This is a genomic window from Bradyrhizobium sp. CCBAU 11386, from assembly GCF_028128955.1.
In the GTDB taxonomy this organism is placed as follows: Bacteria; Pseudomonadota; Alphaproteobacteria; order Rhizobiales; family Xanthobacteraceae; genus Bradyrhizobium.
Genome location: NZ_LBKA01000261.1, coordinates 317,514 through 334,942, shown reverse-complemented (window position 1 = coordinate 334,942; position 17,429 = coordinate 317,514). Strand labels below are relative to the sequence as shown.

The 17,429-nt window shown below is 60.9% G+C and carries 13 protein-coding genes; 7 read left to right on the top strand and 6 right to left on the bottom strand.

What is annotated here, in order from left to right:
* The first annotated feature begins 5 nt into the window (after positions 1 to 5).
* Positions 6 to 782, top strand: a complete 777-nt coding sequence (locus XI09_RS45190; RefSeq protein WP_271572726.1) for a PP2C family protein-serine/threonine phosphatase — start codon at positions 6 to 8, stop codon at positions 780 to 782.
* Positions 779 to 2,587, top strand: a complete 1,809-nt coding sequence (locus XI09_RS45185) for a serine/threonine-protein kinase (RefSeq protein ID WP_271572725.1) — start codon at positions 779 to 781, stop codon at positions 2,585 to 2,587. The genes XI09_RS45190 and XI09_RS45185 overlap by 4 nt, the downstream gene beginning before the upstream one ends.
* Before the next feature lie 9 nt (positions 2,588 to 2,596).
* Here XI09_RS45185 and XI09_RS45180 read toward each other — a convergent pair whose 3' ends face one another.
* Together XI09_RS45180 and XI09_RS45175 are read right to left on the bottom strand one after the other, a co-directional pair.
* On the bottom strand, positions 2,597 to 3,580 hold the full coding sequence (locus XI09_RS45180) for a DUF4424 domain-containing protein (protein ID WP_271572815.1): 984 nt from the start codon (positions 3,578 to 3,580) through the stop codon (positions 2,597 to 2,599).
* Positions 3,581 to 3,678: 98 nt separating this feature from the next.
* Complete coding sequence (locus XI09_RS45175) at positions 3,679 to 3,960, bottom strand: hypothetical protein (RefSeq protein WP_271572724.1); 282 nt, start codon at positions 3,958 to 3,960, stop codon at positions 3,679 to 3,681.
* Between the two features lie 159 nt (positions 3,961 to 4,119).
* Between XI09_RS45175 and XI09_RS45170 the strand changes: the two genes are divergently transcribed.
* From XI09_RS45170 to XI09_RS45160, 3 genes are all read left to right on the top strand, one after another.
* Entirely contained in the window at positions 4,120 to 5,841 is a 1,722-nt protein-coding gene (locus XI09_RS45170) for a hypothetical protein (RefSeq protein WP_271572723.1), read from the top strand.
* 39 nt (positions 5,842 to 5,880) lie between these two features.
* The gene (locus XI09_RS45165) at positions 5,881 to 7,680 is read left to right on the top strand and encodes a caspase family protein (protein WP_271572722.1); all 1,800 of its coding nucleotides are present in this window, start codon (positions 5,881 to 5,883) and stop codon (positions 7,678 to 7,680) included.
* A gap of 109 nt (positions 7,681 to 7,789) precedes the next feature.
* The gene (locus XI09_RS45160; RefSeq protein ID WP_271572721.1) at positions 7,790 to 8,347 is read left to right on the top strand and encodes a DUF4384 domain-containing protein; all 558 of its coding nucleotides are present in this window, start codon (positions 7,790 to 7,792) and stop codon (positions 8,345 to 8,347) included.
* A 27-nt stretch (positions 8,348 to 8,374) separates the two neighbouring features.
* On the opposite strand, the gene XI09_RS45155 is transcribed toward XI09_RS45160, so the two are convergent.
* Positions 8,375 to 9,364, bottom strand: a complete 990-nt coding sequence (locus XI09_RS45155) for a hypothetical protein (RefSeq protein ID WP_271572720.1) — start codon at positions 9,362 to 9,364, stop codon at positions 8,375 to 8,377.
* A gap of 139 nt (positions 9,365 to 9,503) precedes the next feature.
* Entirely contained in the window at positions 9,504 to 11,291 is a 1,788-nt protein-coding gene (locus tag XI09_RS45150; protein ID WP_442869670.1) for a caspase family protein, read from the bottom strand.
* A gap of 1,051 nt (positions 11,292 to 12,342) precedes the next feature.
* Between XI09_RS45150 and XI09_RS45145 the strand changes: the two genes are divergently transcribed.
* Positions 12,343 to 12,903 (top strand): hypothetical protein, encoded by a 561-nt coding sequence (locus tag XI09_RS45145; RefSeq protein WP_271572718.1) that lies wholly within the window; start codon positions 12,343 to 12,345, stop codon positions 12,901 to 12,903.
* A gap of 904 nt (positions 12,904 to 13,807) precedes the next feature.
* Positions 13,808 to 14,767 (top strand): hypothetical protein, encoded by a 960-nt coding sequence (locus tag XI09_RS45140; RefSeq protein WP_271572717.1) that lies wholly within the window; start codon positions 13,808 to 13,810, stop codon positions 14,765 to 14,767.
* 509 nt (positions 14,768 to 15,276) lie between these two features.
* On the opposite strand, the gene XI09_RS45135 is transcribed toward XI09_RS45140, so the two are convergent.
* Complete coding sequence (locus XI09_RS45135) at positions 15,277 to 16,137, bottom strand: carbohydrate ABC transporter permease (RefSeq protein WP_271572716.1); 861 nt, start codon at positions 16,135 to 16,137, stop codon at positions 15,277 to 15,279.
* Positions 16,138 to 16,239: 102 nt separating this feature from the next.
* Positions 16,240 to 17,358 carry a carbohydrate ABC transporter permease gene (locus XI09_RS45130; RefSeq protein ID WP_271572715.1) on the bottom strand — a complete coding sequence of 373 codons (1,119 nt, stop codon included), beginning with the start codon at positions 17,356 to 17,358 and terminating at the stop codon, positions 16,240 to 16,242.
* Between the last annotated feature and the right edge of the window lie 71 nt (positions 17,359 to 17,429).

Genomic DNA, 17,429 nt, shown 5'->3' with positions numbered 1-17,429 from the left:
GCACGATGGTGCATACTCCATCCTTGTTCGATGTTGGTAGCGTTACCCATGCCGGAAGGGTGCGGGAGCGGAACGAGGATTCATGTTTGGTACGAACCGACGTTGGCCTGTGGGCCGTCGCCGACGGTATGGGTGGTCACGAGGCCGGCGATCTCGCCAGTCGCATTGTAGTGCAGTCGCTTGACGCGATCGGCACGCCAGAATCAGCCGCAGACCTGCTGGCGGAATGCGAGGAGCGGCTATTCAGCGCAAACCAGCAGATACTGGCGCTTAGTCATGAACGACAGGGTGCCACCGTCGGGACTACAGCGGCGGTTCTGCTCGTTCGCGATAGCTACTATGCCTGCATATGGGCGGGTGACAGCCGGGTTTACCTGATCAGTCGCGGCGCAATTAGCCAAGTGTCGCATGATCACAGCGAACTGGAGGAACTGATCGCCGAAGGTGCGCTGTCGCGCGAAGACGTGAATGATTGGCCGAGCAATGCCATTACTCGCGCCGTCGGTGTCGCCGATGATCCGGAATTTGAGGTGGTATCAGGCCCGGCCGAGCCGGAGGATATCTTCGTGATCTGCAGCGATGGCCTGACCAGGCACGTGCAGGACGACGAAATCCTGCAGCACGCGGCTACGCGACGCGCCCAGGCAGCTTGCGATGACATGCTCGCGCTGGCTCTTGATCGTGGCGGGCTTGACAACGTAACGATTGTGATCGTGCGACTGCTGACGCCACGATCTCAGGAGGCGACAAGATCTCCGCTTAATCGGGAGCCGCAACCATGACCCCGAACGATCCGTTCCGACCGCCCTATCACGGCGTGCCCCCCGGCACCCGTCTCAACGGTATCTACGAGATCGAAGCGGTGATCGGCGCGGGCGGCATGGGTGAGGTCTACAAATGCCGAGAGATCCAGACTGGATCGCCTGTTGCCGTGAAAATGCTATTGCCCGACATGGTCGATAACGAGGCGGCGCTCGCGCTGTTCCGTCGAGAGGCCGCGGCACTCCACAATCTTCCGCATGACGCGATCGTTCGCTACTTCCTGTTTACGGTGGAGCCGGTGCTGCAGCGACCGTATCTCGCGATGGAGTTCGTGAATGGCCGCTCCCTCTCGAACATGCTCGACGATGGACCGTTGACTTTCGAGGCGCTGATCAAGCTGATGCTACGCGTCGCATCGGGACTGGAGGCTGCCCATGAGCACGGCATCATCCATCGCGACGTTTCTCCGGACAACATCATTGTTCCGCTCGACGACGTCAGGCGGGCTAAGATCATCGACTTCGGCATAGCCCGGTCGACCCAGATGGGTGACAAGACCATCATCGGCTCGGGCTTCGCTGGCAAGGACAACTACGCATCGCCGGAACAGGTAGGGTTGTACGGCAATGACGTGACTGCGAAATCCGATGTCTACAGCCTCGGTCTTGTGCTGTTTCACGCGCTGACCGGGCAGAAGCTCGACATGGGCGGCAGCCAGTTTCAACTGGTGGAGAAGCGCCGGCGTGTGCCCGATCTCGGTGCGGTGGATATGCGCATCCGGCCTTTGCTGGAGCGGATGCTGCAGCCTGATCCGGCATTGCGCCCGACCATGGGAGAGGTCGCCAGCTGGAAGCCGACCGGTTTGGTGCAGACGCCGGCTGCGCCGTTATATGGCTTCGATCCGCTGCGGCGGCCGGAAGGCGCGGCGCCGGTGCCGCAGGACAAGATGCCGTCGACCGCGCGGAGTCCGCGCGGCCGCTGGCTGAGGGCGGGCGTGGCGGCTCTGTTACTGCTGGTCGGCGGTGGTGGATATGCCTTCTACAAGCTGGTCTGGTCAGCGCCCGGCACCGCGGTCTTGCCGCCACCTCCAAAACTCGCTGGAACAATGGCGCCGCCGAAGGTCGAGCCCGCTGGACCACAGCCCGGGCGCCAAGAGCCGGAGAAGTTGTCCGCGCAGCCGACGGCGACGCCGTCTCCGGCACTCGATGGGGCGGGGCGAGCTGAGCGCATCCGCAAATACGTGGCCCAATATTCTGGCGGTGACTGCTTCTTTGTCTTGCCGATTGCCGTGAGCCCAAATGCCGCTGTCATCGAAGGGTTCGGTGCCTCGACCGCCCCATTCGACACCTTCGACAAAGCGTTTCGGCGTGAGCAGGGTTTCGAGGCTTCGATCGGCGTCAGGCAAGTGACCCAGGCGCAATGCCCAGCCGTCAAGTTCTTGAGTCAGGTCGGGAGCGATCAGGCGCGAATGCCACGCATCACCCTGTCAGCGACAGAGCTGAAGGGTGGTGAAGCCCTCAATGGGACCATTGAGAACTTTGCCAACCGCGTGGTCGAGCTGCTCATGGTGTCGGATCGCGGCGAAGTCCAGAGCCTGTCTTATCTTCTGAAGCCGGGCATCGACTCGCTTTCGTTTACGCTCCCGACAGCGCGCGCGAGCGGTCCGCAATTGCTGTTGGTCGTGGCGGTTCCGCAGGTTCTGGACTCATTGCGCCAGCCGCGACCGATAGCTGCCGATACGTTCTTCCTCCAGGCGCTGAGCGAGGCTCAGCGCAACAAGGTGACTATCATCGCGGCCGCGCGCTACGTGCTACTCACCAATTGACCGGCGCGCTCAGAATGTTCCGATCACCAGGATTTTCAGGTCGGCATCCGGCTTGAAGTCATTTGCCGTATATTCAAGCGTGTTTCCGGCAGCAGCCGATGCCTTGAGCCGCCCAGGACAGAAGCTCACCAAGCGGTCGTTGCCGCCTGGGTCGATAGTCAGCTTGAACGACCGGATCGGCCCGGCCCAATTCGCGCCGGTCTTGAGCACGTATGATATGCGCCTCTCCTGCAGGTTCGCGCTGTTGGTCTGGTTACTGCCCGCGCGCTTGTCGAGCTCGGCGAGGAACGTATCCTGGACGCAGTATTCTTTCCGGTAACGGGCGACTTGCTGACCCAGTGCGCTGCTGCGGCGTAGGCTCGGGCGCAGGATGGTGTCAGGACTGGAGCCGACGCTCGGCCGGTACTGGTGTTCGACCGTGACGGTGCGCATGGGCGGAAACACCTGCTGGCGCACAGCCGAGGTCTTGATAACCCAACCTGGCGCATACTGCTGGCGACCGTTGTCGCTCATTCCGGCAGGCATCATAAGTCCGTCGTCCACGAGCCGGGTCCGAGTCGCCGCGGGCAGGTCGCTCATCCGGATCTCGCGGCCACCAATCGGCAGCAGCGGCAGCTTGAGTTCGCGGAGCAGGGCACTGACATCCCTGTTGCCAACCATGGCGCGCTGATCGACGGTCAGCGGCGCCGGGCTGCCGTCGACCCTGGTCTCGAAGTCGACGAAGTTGATCGGATCATTTGAAGGCAGTGCAATGTTCTCAGCCTCCGACAGGTCGATGTCGGGCAGCGGAAAGGCAACAGTAAGCGTGACCGGCTTGGCAGTGACGTTGGCGAATTGGTAGCGAACACTGATTCTGTCGAGCCCGATACTAAGGTTCTCGCTCTCCATGGCGACGTCATTGGTGCGTACGAACTGGAGCCCGCCGATCGACAATTCCGCAGCCGAGTCGTTGGCGCGTGCCGGCCAGCCCGTCGCAACCAGCAGCGCGACCATCAAGGCCCGTATCCGGAACGACGGTCGGGTGCAGGCTCCGTTCGGCAAGCTAGTCTCCATGCGGCGTCGCAACATATACTGGTTCCATCCGATGCGGGTCAATCGATCGGCTGATAAAGATCGCCCCACTCGGACTTCCAGACCCCGTCTGGATCGCACACAACCAGCGCCAGCTTTACGTCGTTTGCCAGCCGGATCGCGCCGCGAAAAGCATCCTGAGCCGGCAATTGCGCGCTGATCTGGTCGGTGGTCAGCCGTCCCCGGCTCGCGGCGGCCGGCAGCACGATTGATCCGGAGGCGCCGTCATCGTCGCGTTTCAGGAGCAGCGTGATCGCGTCGGGCTGAACTTCGCTCACCTTCTCAAATCTATTCCGGGCCATGTTTTGCACCGCAAGCTGAAGAAAGTTCGGACTATCACCGTCAAGTGATAGAATTGAACGTGATTGAGATTGCTCACCACTAATTGACGCGCCGCATTAACGGCATCTCGGATTAGTCGATCCGACGCGGCGATCGGTTCGGGGTACATTGAGGCGAACATGCTTCGTCCAAATCGTTGGATCTGGGTCTTCATCGTTGGCGCTGGCATTTTCGGAACCAAGGCGCATGCCGACGATACTGTCGTCCGCAGCTTTGCCAGCGGTTTGGCTGCTTCCATGGTCGGCATCGTTCCGGCCAGCGAGGACGTGGAACTCGCGGGACCACAAGCACTCAGCGCCGACGGGCAGGGCAACCTGTTTGTGCTCGATCAGGTCAACGGTCGCATCCTGCAGTTTGACCCGAAACAGCCGAACTCAGATCCTGACGTCCTCAAGATGCCGAAGGACCTCCAGCCGACCGATCTCGTGGTCCACAACGACGACATCATGGTTTGGGACGGCGGCGTACGGACGCTGAAGGCGGCGCCAGGGCAGTCTACGCGCGGTATCGGTGGCGACGTGATCCAGCTTGAGGAGGTCTCGAGCCGTGGCGCGGACGATCAGGTCGCCGTCTCCGCTTTCGCCCAGATGGGATCGCAGGCGCCCGGCAGCGCGGCCGACTTGCTCGACCAGAATACCCGCGCGGCTATCGTCAACACGACGCGGCAGCCCGACCGGCAATATGTGGCTTCTCGAAGTAAGGGCTCGGTGATCGCCGATATCATTCCGGACAAGGGCAATGCCAGCGTAAGGGTCGAGATCCAGACCATGGTCACCAACGAGACGATCGGCCAGCTCGGCCTGCGGGTGCGCAACCAGCTCGGCACGGTGGAGTTTCTCGAGATCGACAACAGCGACCGTTTCTACGTCCTGGCTGAGGACGTTCCGCCATCGGGAAAGAATGCTTCCACGTTCGTGGCACGCTATGCAGCGAACGGCCGTCTCGAGGGAATCTATGAGCTGCCTTTGGAAAATACGCCGCTGACCCGGCGGTTCGTCACGGTTTCGGGCGATGGCGATGTCTATTTCCTCCGGACCAAGTCGGACGGAATTGAAGTGGTTGGCGTCGGCTTCCGGCCGTTGACCAACGCTTCCATTATCGACGTGCGGCCGTCGCGAACGGCAGCCGCGCCAGCACCGCAATCCGGCGTCAAATTCGACGCGTCGGCTGCTGTGAGACCTTCCAATCGCCAGCAGGCTATCGAGACCGCGTTTGCGTTCGAGGGCATCCAGTGGAAGCTGACGCAGGCCAACTACGGCAGCGATCCCGACAGCCAATGCAGCGGCTTCAGCCGTATTCGGCGGCCGTGGTATCTGCAGGGCAAAGTGAACCAGGAGGTGCGCGGCGTACCTTATTGCTGGGGCTGCCACGGATCGCTCGCGAACTTCCGTCAGCGGATCGAGAGCGGAACGCTGGCTGGCAATGTGTGCACTCGCAATTCGCCACGGCCGGATGTTGCTGGCGTCGACTGTTCGGCATTCGTCAGCGCCGCGTGGGGGCTCTCCGTCCACTACACGACTGCCGCTATTCCTGCGATCGCAGCCCCGGTGGCAAATCCCTGGGACCTGAGGCCCGGCGATGCGCTGAACAAGCCGGGCTCGCACGTGATGTTGTTCCTGCGGTTCACGCCCGATCGCAAGGTTGAGGTGATGGAATCCTCGACCGGTGGCTGCAACGGCCGCGTCTGCCGCAACGTCTACCCGTTGGCGAGCCTGCTTTCGCGTGGCTACGTTCCGGTCCGCTTTCGGGCGTTCGCGGATGACCAGGCGACAGTTTCAGCGAGCGCCTATCAAGAGGCCGAACCGCAGGCGGGCCGCAAGACGGCAAGCAAAAGGCGCTGAACCCGGTGTGTCGCTGGCGCTACAGAATGGATAGGAAGGATGTCGAGGTGGATCACGATGCGGATGCCCAGGGAACTTGATTGCGGGATCAAGCGGCTATGCGCCACCATCGGGCTCGCTGCGTTGATCGGGCTGATATCCCCGCACGCGCATGCGGCAGGAGGATTGTCGATCAGCAATCCGGACGGGGCGGCGGTGCGCGCGCTCGTGATCGGGATCGATGACTATCAGCACGTGCGGAAATTGAAGGGCGCGGTCGCCGACGCCACTGACATCGTGACCAGCTTGAAGAGCATGGGGGTTGGCGACGTCGTCGTACTGACTAACGCACAGGCCGACAGGGCAAGCGTCTTGCGCGAGATCAGTTCACTGGTGGAGCGGACCAAGAGCAACGACCTCATCTTTCTGTCGATCGCAGGTCATGGAACCCAGGAGCCGGAGCGCGTCAAGGGCTCGGAGCCGGACGGGATGGAAAACGTGTTCCTGCTGCCAGGCTTTGAAACCACGCCAACCGGGTCCGTTGAACGTGTTCTGGGCAGTGAGTTCAACCATTTCATCCGGCAGTTCGAGCTTCGCGGAGCGAAGGTAATCTTCGTGGCTGATACCTGCCACGGCGGCGGTATGGTGCGCGATATCGATCCGCGTGCCGCTGAGATGAGCTTCCGGCAGGTCCCGCGTTACACGTTGCTGGTCGACGAACTGAAGCCGGTGTCGGACAGCAACGATCCGAAGTCAGGACTCGATCTTGACCACACGGCGTTCCTGGCTGCGGTGGACCGCTACACCAAGGCGCCGGAAGTCCGCATCCCTGGCATCGATGGCCTGCGCGGGGCTCTCAGCTATGCGGTCGCGCGGGCGGTGGAGGGGAGCGCGGACATCAATCACGATGGGAAGGTGACGCTCAAGGAGCTCTTCAGCAATGTTCGACAGGTGGTCTATCAGCTCTCGGACCAGCGCCAGAACATCGTGACCATATCATCGCCGCCTCAGACGCCGGATACCGACATCGCCTTCGAATTGACGCGCGGTGTCGTGCTGATTCAGGGGCCGGCCGCGAGAGCGGCCTCCGGTCCGGCCGGATCCGGGGCGCCCGTCAAGGGACAAGCGCCCGCGCCGCCGGCTGTCACGGCCAAGGCACCAAACATTCCCACCCTTGCCGCGGCGGCGACCAAGGAACTTCCGACCGGCGACGCGCCGGCCCCCCTCCGTCTCGCTGCGCCAATCCGGCTGGCGGCGCTCGACGGCAAGACGAACTATTTTGCGAGCGTGGCGCCAAAGGATGTTCCCGTGCAGGCTGTTCAACCGACGGACAATCCCGACCTGATCTGGGATCCCGTGTCGCACGACGTGATCGCGTGGGGCGACGTGGTCGCCTACGGGATCGACGTCGCCAGCCTGCCGACGGTAGTCGACCGGACAGCGGCAATTCGTGAACTGAAGCGCATTGCGACCCGGTCGCCGCAGATCATGCGCATCTGGCCGGACGATCGCCAACAGCGTGCTGGCCAGACTGTCGAAGTTGATCTGTCTGATGTGGGGTCAAGAGCGGTGTTGCTGTTCAATGTGTCTGGCGATGGCACCATCCAATTGTTGTATCCGGTGGGTTCCGATGCGGCACTGGCCCGATCGGCGAGTTTGCGCCTACCGCTTAGGGTCGGCGAGCCGTTCGGTGCGGAACAGATCGTTGCGGTGACCTCGCAGCATCGCATGGTCGATCTTGAGACAGTCCTGATGCAGCTCAACCGGCGCCGCGCTTCGGGGCAGGTAATCAAGAGCCTCGAGCGGTACTTGCCTGCGGACGCGCGGATCGCCTCGATCGGCTTCTTCAGTGCTCCCTGACTTTTAGGGAGAGCAGGCCATGCCGTCATCGCAGCCGATCCGCCGGGAGCGACCATGGCTCGCATTCCTGCTGCTGCTGGCGGGTAGCGGAGCTTCGTCCGCAGCACCGTTGCCGTCGGCGTCGCTGAATGTCGGCACGACGTATGCACCCTGGCTTTGGCCCGTACAAGCGGCGCGCAGGCAGGCCAATACCGCGAGTGTGTCCCTTCAGATCCTGCCGGGTCAGACCGTCAACCTCGGCGGCAAGATCACGTTCGGCGTCACCGTGAGGAAGCCGGGATATCTCATTCTCGTCGACGTCGACGCGGAAGGGCGGATGTCCCAGATCTTTCCGACTCCCGAGCTATTGGCGCAGTCGGACGGACGCGACATCAATCTCATCAAGCCCGGCGTCGAATTTGTCGTTCCAACCCCGGCGGCTCGGCAGCGTGGTTTTGAATATGTCGTCTCACCGCCGACCGGGTCAGCAGTGATGATCGCCATCCTGAGCGAGCGGCGGGTGCAGTTGCTCGATTTGCCGGACTTGCCGCGCAAGCTACAAGATCAGGCCGAAGCGTTGAGCTATCTAACGGCCTGGACCAGTGAGCTGCGCGTGCCGGACAACGGCAGCGGAAAGCTGGTGACGAATAATTGGTCGTTCGACGTCAAATCCTATTCCATCAAGTGAGCCCGGCAAGGCCAAGGCCTGTGAAGGCTAAAGCTTGCTCAGCCGACTGAAGAAGCCGCCCCGGGCGATCATGTAATGAATGTCCTTTGGAAAGGGAAAAGCGCTGCGAACGTTGGAAATCGCGCCCTGAAGGAATTCCCCGTGCTGTGGCGCCGGCTTGTGGTGCAGACGCGGCTGGTCAGCGACCTGCGGTATCATGAAGCGATCCACGTAAGCCGGGTCCAGATCGTTGACCCTGACCATCTGGCCAAATGCCGGGAACAGGTCGTAATGACCGACCCTTACGCTAAGGTTCTTGAGAGCAGGGCGTTGTGGCTGCGCTTGATTGCCATCGGCCGTCGCCAGCCCGCGCCCGATCAGGTCCAGCTTCACCGATTGCGGGAGAGTTGATGGACCATACACGATCTCAAGCGCGCGGCCGCTCTGTCCAGACAACCACTGATACCAGAAGGTCGCATCGTCGGGCCGCGCATTGGCACCGTAGAGGCAGTCAAATCCCCAACAAGCCGTCAGCTTGCCCTGATACTTTCCAAGGCTCCCGACGAGATTGCGCATGCCGTTACCACCGCCGGAGTGGCATGCGATGATGAGCTTGCCGATCTGGAGCTGAGGAATGGACGTCGAGGAGAGACCCAGGAACCTGGCAAGAGCTCCAAGGATCTCCTCGAGATAGCGTTCGCCCCAGTTCGCGGTTGCCAGGTCAGACACGCTGTAGTTTCCGGCAAAGGTGTCGCCAACGGCATATTCGTAGCCCAGGAACGGCGCGATAAGCACCACGTCCTTGCCGGAATCCCGGACCTGTTCGCGCAGCCGCGCTGGATCGTTGTGGAACAGAAATTCATGGTTTTTGACGTAGAAACCGTGAAGCCAGATCACGACATCGAACTTGGTGGCGGCTGTTGGGTGCTTTGGCGGAAGATAAACCGCCGTCGGCTTCATGCCGGGCGCCTGCCGCTTCGTGAAGAGCGTCACCCCTGGAAAGGCGTTGGCGTCCTTCTGCTCGAGCTCACACGCCACCACGCAGGTCGCTCCGCTTCGGCCAAGTCAGACACAAGGTCGTCGACCGAGCCGAGGTTAGGCTCGGCGGCTCGGTGCACTCAAGATAATCCGGCGTCCCGATAGCTTCCTGACGACGCCGGCGTGGCGTCTCGCCGCGCTAGTTGCAGACCTCGGCATTGGCATTGGCGTAGGGGCCACCTCCGCCGCGATATTCGAGATGGCAGCCGCGCTTGACGGGGCGGCACAAGAGGTCATTGCAGTAGATCTGTCCCCCCGCGCCTGATGCGCTGCGCCTGGCACCATCCGCCTGCGGCTTCGGGCTCGCCTGTCGCGGCGGAACGTCCGCTGTGGGCTGCCGACTCTGGCGGGCCGAACGATCCGCGCGCGACGGACGGTCATCCGTATTGCTCTTGGCAACCGGCTTCTTCCCGCGCTGCTTCTCGCATTCATTGTCGTCGTTGAGGAACGAGCCCTCGGCACAGGTGATTTTGCTGCACTGGTCGCCGTCGGGCCTGTAGCCGCGATCGCAGATCAGCGGGCAGACCCGCGATGGCCTAAGTTTGATCGCGTCAAGAGCATCCAGACTTGCAAGCTTGACGTCCAGTTTGGTGCCTGCGTGCCGGTTGAAGAGAGCCAACGAGCGCTGTGAGGCCGCATTCCATTGGCCATCGACGGGGCCGGCGAAGCAGCCGACGCGGCTCAATTCGCCTTGTACGGACTTGGCGATATCGGCTCTTGCGATATCGGTCTGGCGCGGCTCGTCGCTCAGTGCCGCAAGCTTGGGCGTCTTGCTGTCCTCACCGGGCGCAGCGGCCGTAGGGTTATCCGCGACCGTACTCTCAACGGCCGGCTTATTCCCGGAGAGTGCAGCGACGATTGTAGATTCGGATGCAGTCCGTTTCCGTTCCGCCTCGGTGGCCTGCTCCTGCGCCGCTTGCTTCGTCCTCTCGGCGGCAATCCGGGCCTCTTCCGCAGCCTTCAGATCCGCGGCCGCCTTCTCCTGTTCGGCACGCTGGGCGCCCTGGGACATCAGGCGAGCTTGTTGCTGCTCGGCCTGCTGCGCTTTCGCTGTCGCCGCGACGCGTGCGTCCTCGGCCTCGAGCTGATTAAGCTGCAGCTTGGCCAGATTTGAGTAGTATCCGTCCGGATGCTGGGTCAGGAACGCGTTCAGAGCGGGCTTGTTGCGGAGCTGCAAGGCCAATTCGTAATCGCGACGAATTTCCGACTGGGGGTTGGCTGCTTGTATGGGCTCCTCGGCCTTGGCAGCCGGAACAAGTGCAACGTCTTCGCCGCCCAGCGAGCCGTAGACATAGGGCTCCTGTCGGTTGCCCGTGGCTTGCAAGACATCGTCGCGGACGAAGCCGAAAGCCCTGCGCAAGTCGAGCCCCGGCTTTGCAATATACTTCACGAGAGCCGTCGCGTACGGACTATTCTTGCTGTTGCCATCGAGTGCGGTTAGTCCGGCTTTCGCGGCAAACGCGATCAGTGTGTTGGAGACGGCAGGTTCGACCCTGGCCAGCCCGCGGCTGATTGATCGCGAGGCAACCGTACGCTTCATTGAGTCGGCAAACGGATTGTTGCGGCACGCGTCGACGATCACAACGCGCAGCTGCCTCGCAGGCTCGATCGCCAGCAGGACACGGTCGAGCGAGAACGCTTCGTCATAGATATCCGTGTCACGCTCGAGTCTGGCGTCTGTCGGGATCAGATAGTTCGTCCCGTCGATCTCGATACCGTGGCCAGCATAGTACACCAAGGCAATGTCGGCATTGCGGGCCTGATCGGCGAATTCTCTCAGGGCCCGCCGCATGTCGGTCGCGGCGAGGTTGAGCCTTGAGTCAACCACATCGAAACCTGCGCCCTTCAAGGTCGCGGCGATGGCCGCAGCGTCATTGGCCGGGTTTGGAAGCAGTGGGGCGTTTTGATAGCTGGAATTGCCGACCACCAAAGCCACGCGCTTTGTCGCCCAGGCTGGCTGAGAGGCCAGGAACAGCGAAGCGGCGAGAAGAAGACAAACTCGGAGGTGCCTGTACAATCTCATGGCGAACACCCAACCTATGCCCGTAGAATGGTAACGTCGCGAGGACGGCCGCGTAAGAAATAATTCCTGAATTCGTACTGGCGGCTGCCTATCTGCATACAGTACCGATCTCGGGCCCGATCCATTCCTATGTGTTGTTTTGAAATGCGGAGGCGTTCAAAAGATGCGGAGGATTATTGCGGCCGGGCGTTGTGCGCCGATTCATGTGGATGATGGGCGCCCGCCAATGTCGCGCGGTCGTGTGACCTCTGTATAAGATGTTGATGTAAAACAGTTATTGTACTCTTGCTGGCCTGCTCGCGGCAGCGCACCAGAAGGCTCTGGCGTGGTTCAAACGAAAGTTCCGCTGACGGCGATCGAGGGGACGTGAAGTCCAAGGACGGGCTCGCGGATCGACCGTCTCGGTCGCAGCTTGCATTCAGGTCAACAGCGAGGAGCGAGGCCGTCAGTTCGGCTTCGGGCAGTGATGGACTTTGCGAAGAATTCGCGTCCATCGAGCTATGGCTTGGCGGCCACGATGCCGTAGAAGTTCTCCAGGAGCTGTTCCTCCGTGAGAGAGGACGTTCTTGTGGCCCTTGTACTCTTCATCTCCCCAGGTGAAGACCGTCATTTTCAAGTTCCCGCCGGACAGGACGATCCAATGACGAGCTTGAGCCACATCGAGCCCGACGTCGCCTGATCCGACGCGTCGAGCAAACTGGGCGTCGATAAGCAAACAGACGCGATAGCCCGCGGCAACTAGCCGGCTCGCCCTGTCTATACTGCCGGTGCCCGACGGTGAAACACGAGATCGGCGTCTTCTTGGAAGTCGGTGTAGCCGGCGCGGTGAATCTCCATCGGGGTCATGTCCCCCGGACATTGCTCCTTCGGTAGAGTCGAAATGAAACCAGTCCTCCGAATTGCGGAGGACAGCGCGCGGAGATACAATCGCAAATTCCGAACTTCAGAGAAACTAATGCCTATTCCCTTGAGGATTTACATCACGCCATTTGCCGAGAGAGGGGTCGTTGAGCCCAGGCAATGGAGCAGCGACACGGCCAAGAAGGCGCTCGACGTGGTCAATACGATCTGGTCAAAGGCCAAGATCGCGTTCGTGATCAGCGATTGCTTGATGGAGAAGCCGCTCGACATGGCAAAGAGCGCACGCAGCAATGATCAGCGATTGCTGGGTGTTCTTACCTCCCGGCACGATCCGGACAATGCCGTCCACATCTACCTCGTCAATTCGATTGAAAATCTGTCCGCCGGCGGAAGCTCATACCCCAATAGCGAACCCGAGCCGGCAAGCTTCGTCCAGTGGTATGGCAATGACCACGCCAATGGACGCGCCTGGGCTCACGAGCTTGGTCATCTGATGAGCCTTGATCACGTCGAGATCGATTATTCCAATGAGAAGCAGGCGGCGCAGCGCGTCAAGAACCTCATGACGATAGGATTGAGCGCCGGCTCCGACTTGACTGGCCAGCAGATAGATGCAGCCAAGGGCTCAAAGCTGGTCAAGCGATTTGGCGGATAAGTCGTCGGCCGACCGCAGAAGTCGTCGCCTCCGTCGTCCTGCAGATCGCGCGTCCGCGCGAAACGGTCCGAACGTCCTCTGCGCGAGGCGATCTCCACTGAATTCAGCCAAACGATTGCATTGTGGCAATCGACGTAGTCGTGTGCTCCCGGCCCGACGTCGAGGCGGGCGGACTTACGGCAAGTTCCGTCTCCCCAGGCCTCGTAGGCGGAGCCCTTGGCGAGCCCCTTGTCGGAAATCGAAAAGCAATTGAATGACTGCGTTTCGCGCATGGCAGCGACAGCCTTAGTGAGAGTAGATCGAGGAAACGACGCCAGGTTCCTGTTCGCGAGAACCTCGTCGCTCCAGTTCAGACGTTTAGCGCGAGAGTCCATGATTGCGATCACGGAACTGGTGACCACTTCGCCTGCTTTGCAAAGCCATCCGCAATTGACACGCAATGACCCCAAATCACCAACGAGCACACCAAGTGCTTCCGCGATATTGCGCTGCGGTTGCTGGACGACGCCTACCGTTTCGCTCTGTTTTTGATGGGGATCAGGCAGACGCAGAGCAAGCCGGCAAAAGTACTATCTAGATGCGCTGCCGTTTTGACAGCGGTTGGGTAGGGGCTTCCAAGTCTAGGGAAATTCCGCGAAGTCGTCGTGCTGTACGAGTTCCACGGCCTGTCCTCCAACCGCGACCCCTCCTAGGTCGTCGCTGCTCCGATCGCGACAATGATGTCGCGTTGCACAGCGCACACTGCTTCGGCGCCAGATCGAATTGGGAAGAAGATCACAACCTTCGTTGTAGCTGCCGATTTCATGAACTTCTCTTCTCTTGCCCGCACTAAAAACAAGGCGGTCCTGCGCCGTCCGGCCGATCGCCGACGAGTAGCTATCTGTTTACTGCAGGTCGAAGAGACATGTTTCACAAAACTGGTCCGGGCAGGGTTGACGTCGATCTGGATTTTTCAGGAGTGGGGGTTCTGCACGCGCGGCTCTGGAATTTCGATTTCGATGACTTTGCCGGCTACCAGTTTCGGGGCTTGAAGAAAGAGCATTCCGAATTTCTGAAGAGCAAAGTGGCCCCCCTACTCGAGGACGATGCCGGTCAGATCTGGATGACGGGCTCCGCGAGCCGGATCGGTGCGGCCGATTGGAATATGACGACGTCGGCCAACCGCGTGATTACGGTCGCGCGGTCTCTGTCCGGGATGGGCATCCACCCGGAGCAAATGCAGACGCACGCCATCGGCAATACGCAGACGGCAAATCACAGGCTGGACGAAGACAACGATAGATCAGTGGTCCTTTGGGTGCTGCCGAAGGTCTATTTCGAACCGATCATAAAGCCAGACTTGCCGCGACCCGTTCCGCCGAAGCCAAAAGTCAGTCGAAATTTCAAGATAGCCATGCTGCTTGAGGTCGACGGTTCGATCTCGTTCGCCGCGAGAGCGGCCATCAAGCGCATCGTGAAGGGCAGGGCTGGAGCCGGGATTGCGTTTGCCAGCGCCTTGTTCTCCATATGGGACACGGAAAACAATCTGAAGTGCACCTACGTCTATGCGGCGGTCGGCCTGGGCTTTGGCTTAAGCCTTCCGAAGACCGGCGGTAGATCGGGTACCCTGCATGGCCCCTGGAATTCGTTTACGACTGAAAAGCCAATCTCCTGTTCGCAGTTCGGCAAGTCGATGCGCTTTACGACTATCGGCATAGGAGATGTGAGCAAGAACTGGATCCTGTTGGAAACGCCCAAGGGGGTGAAGGACGTCTACTTGAGCATCACCACCGGCACGACCATAGGCGGCGGCGCGTCGACATACCCAGCCCATCTGAGCGCTTTCGTCCCGCTGGAGAGACCAAAGCCGTTTGGCGGGCCATGAGCATGCCGAGGCCGACAAAGCCCGCATGCTGCGGTTCATGTCCCGAGCTAGCTTTTGTTGGCTGGACCTAGTTCAAACTTCCCCATGATGGATTGGACTGAGAGTTCAAAGTTTTCAACCGCTTAGAAAGTAACGTGTGCACGACGTGTGCACCGGGAGATCAAGAAAAATCTCGTCACAGTCAGTGTGAGCTGGCGTTTTGGAGCAAGGGGGCCGCCTTCAGTTGGCGGCGCTCGACCAGAATTCGGAGGGAAGGGATGACGGCGGGGGCCGGTGGGCCCCTTCTCCGGTGTACGGCACACATTCGCGGAACTCAGCTGATCCAACTTAGAACGAACAGACTTTATAGCGTGGGTCAGTGGCGTTCCTTCGGTACCAAAACCAAGAATGTCCGCCAAACTACGATCTTCTGCGACTTCCTGCGCGGTAACCGCGTTCCTGTAGCACCCAGCCGTTCTTATCGCCCCGATCGAGTTCGCAACGCGATTAGGCCCTGACTTGGCCTCCGGCTACTTTCCGGCTCCCGTAGTCAAGCCGCTGACGATGTAGCGCTCGAGGAAAATGCCGACCAGGACGAGCGGTGCGATCGCCGCCGTAGACAGCGCCGCCATCGACCACCAATTGATGCCCTGCGAGCCAGTCTGGCTCGCCACCATAACGGGGAGTGTCTTCGCGTCGGTGCTCGTCAACAGCGCCGCGAAGAAATATTCGTTCCAGCACAGCACCAGCGAGAGGATGAATGCGGCGATCATTCCGGGAACAGCGAGCGGCAGAATGATCCGCAGGAAGGCGCCCCAGATCGACAGGCCGTCCACGAAGGCAGCTTCGTCGAGCTCGATCGGAATCGCATTGAACTGATCGCGCATGATCCAGATGACGATTGGCAGCACGGTCAGCGTGTAGAGCAAGACAAGGCCAAGTCGCGTGTCGAGTAGGGCCAATGCCTTGTAGAGGACGAGGAACGGCAGCGCAAGCACGACCGGCGGCAGGATCAACTGGGACATGAAGAAGAACAGGATGTCATCGTTGCGCATCCAGGCGAACTTGTAGCGGAAGCGGCTCAGGCCGTAGGCCGCCAGAGATCCGAGGATCAGTGCAAGCAGGGATGCACCGACCGACGTGATGATGCTGTTGACGAAGCGATTCACGAATTCGGAGCGGGCCGTCGAGGTCCCGAATAGTGTATCTGGCGACAGGCCGAGCGAGCGCCATCCCTTCCAGTCCGGCTGAAAATCGACCCAGGGAACCAGGTGGGCTTGCGTCACATCGACTGCCGATTTGAACGACGTCGTGACGGTCCAATAGATTGGGAACAGGCAGATGAACGTCCAGAACAGGAGTGCAGCGTAGACCAGCATGCGGCTCAGCATCCGCTTTGCTCTGGGGGGCGCCGGATGCCTCCGGATGGGCTTTGATGCCAGGATCGATCGCGCCAAATTGAGCAACTCCGTTTGGAAGTGACTTCCCGCCCCCTAGACGACCTTCTGCGTCCAGCGCTTGGACAGGCGCTGCAGGACGGTCAGGATCACGATGATCATAAGCAGGTAAACCATAGCGAGCGCGGTGCCGTATCCGACATTCGAGCGGTCGCGGTAGACGCGGTAGATGAAGCTCGACACCGTGTCGGTTGCCCCTCCCGGGCCTCCCGCGGTGACGTTGATCACGATATCGGCGAGCTTGAGCTTGAAAATGATGCGGATGATCAGGACGGTGATGCTGACCGGTAGCATGATCGGGAATGTGACGTGCCAGAATGATTGCCAGCCATTCGCGCCGTCGACTTTAGCCGCCTCCTGCACCTCCTTCGGCATCGCCTGGAGGCCTGCGAGCAGGATGATCATGATGAAGGGGATCGACACCCATGCGTCCATCGCCTGGATACTGAAGCGCGCCATCCACGGCGAGGCGAAGAACGCTGGATTTTCCCATCCGAGATAGCGCGCCAGCGTCGCCGCAGGTCCGAAACGATACTCTAAAAGCGACTTGCCGATCATCCAGCTCACCGCGACAGGGCTGAGCATCATGGGCAGCAGGAAGACCACGCGGAAGAATTTTCGCGCCCGGATTTCGGCGCTGAGCAGGAGCGCCAGCCCGAACGCGATCGCGTATTCGCCGAGCACCGCGACGGCGTAAAAGACCATGTTGCCGAGCGCATTCCAGTAATAGGTGTCGTTCAGCATGCCCCTGACATTGTCGAAGCCGCTGAAGCGCGGGCCTTCGATCGAGCTCAGATTCCAGTCGAGCGAGGCGATATAGATCCCGAAGACCGTCGGGAAGATCACGACGGCGACGGTGAAGAACACCGCCGGCAGCAGGAACAGCGCGCGCTGGCCACGCTCGCCACGGGTCAGAACTTGTCCGACGCCAAATGCAACGGCCCAGACGAGATAGGCGATGAGGATCGGTCGCCAATCGGAAAATCCGGCGGTCATCATGCCGGTCGTGTGCAAGACCTGAATGAGGAGGACAAGCAGGAAGCCGAGCGACGCCGCCAGGACAAGCGCGCGGCCGGCGACCTTCCTGCTGCCGGGTGCGCGCTTAGTCGCTGGCTGGTGGTGCAGGTCGTCGCTCACGGGTACGGAATTCTGCATCGAGATGAGCCGCATTCTGTGCCGGTTCTGTCGCCGGGCAAGTTTTCGGCTGGCGCCGGAGGCGCCAGCCG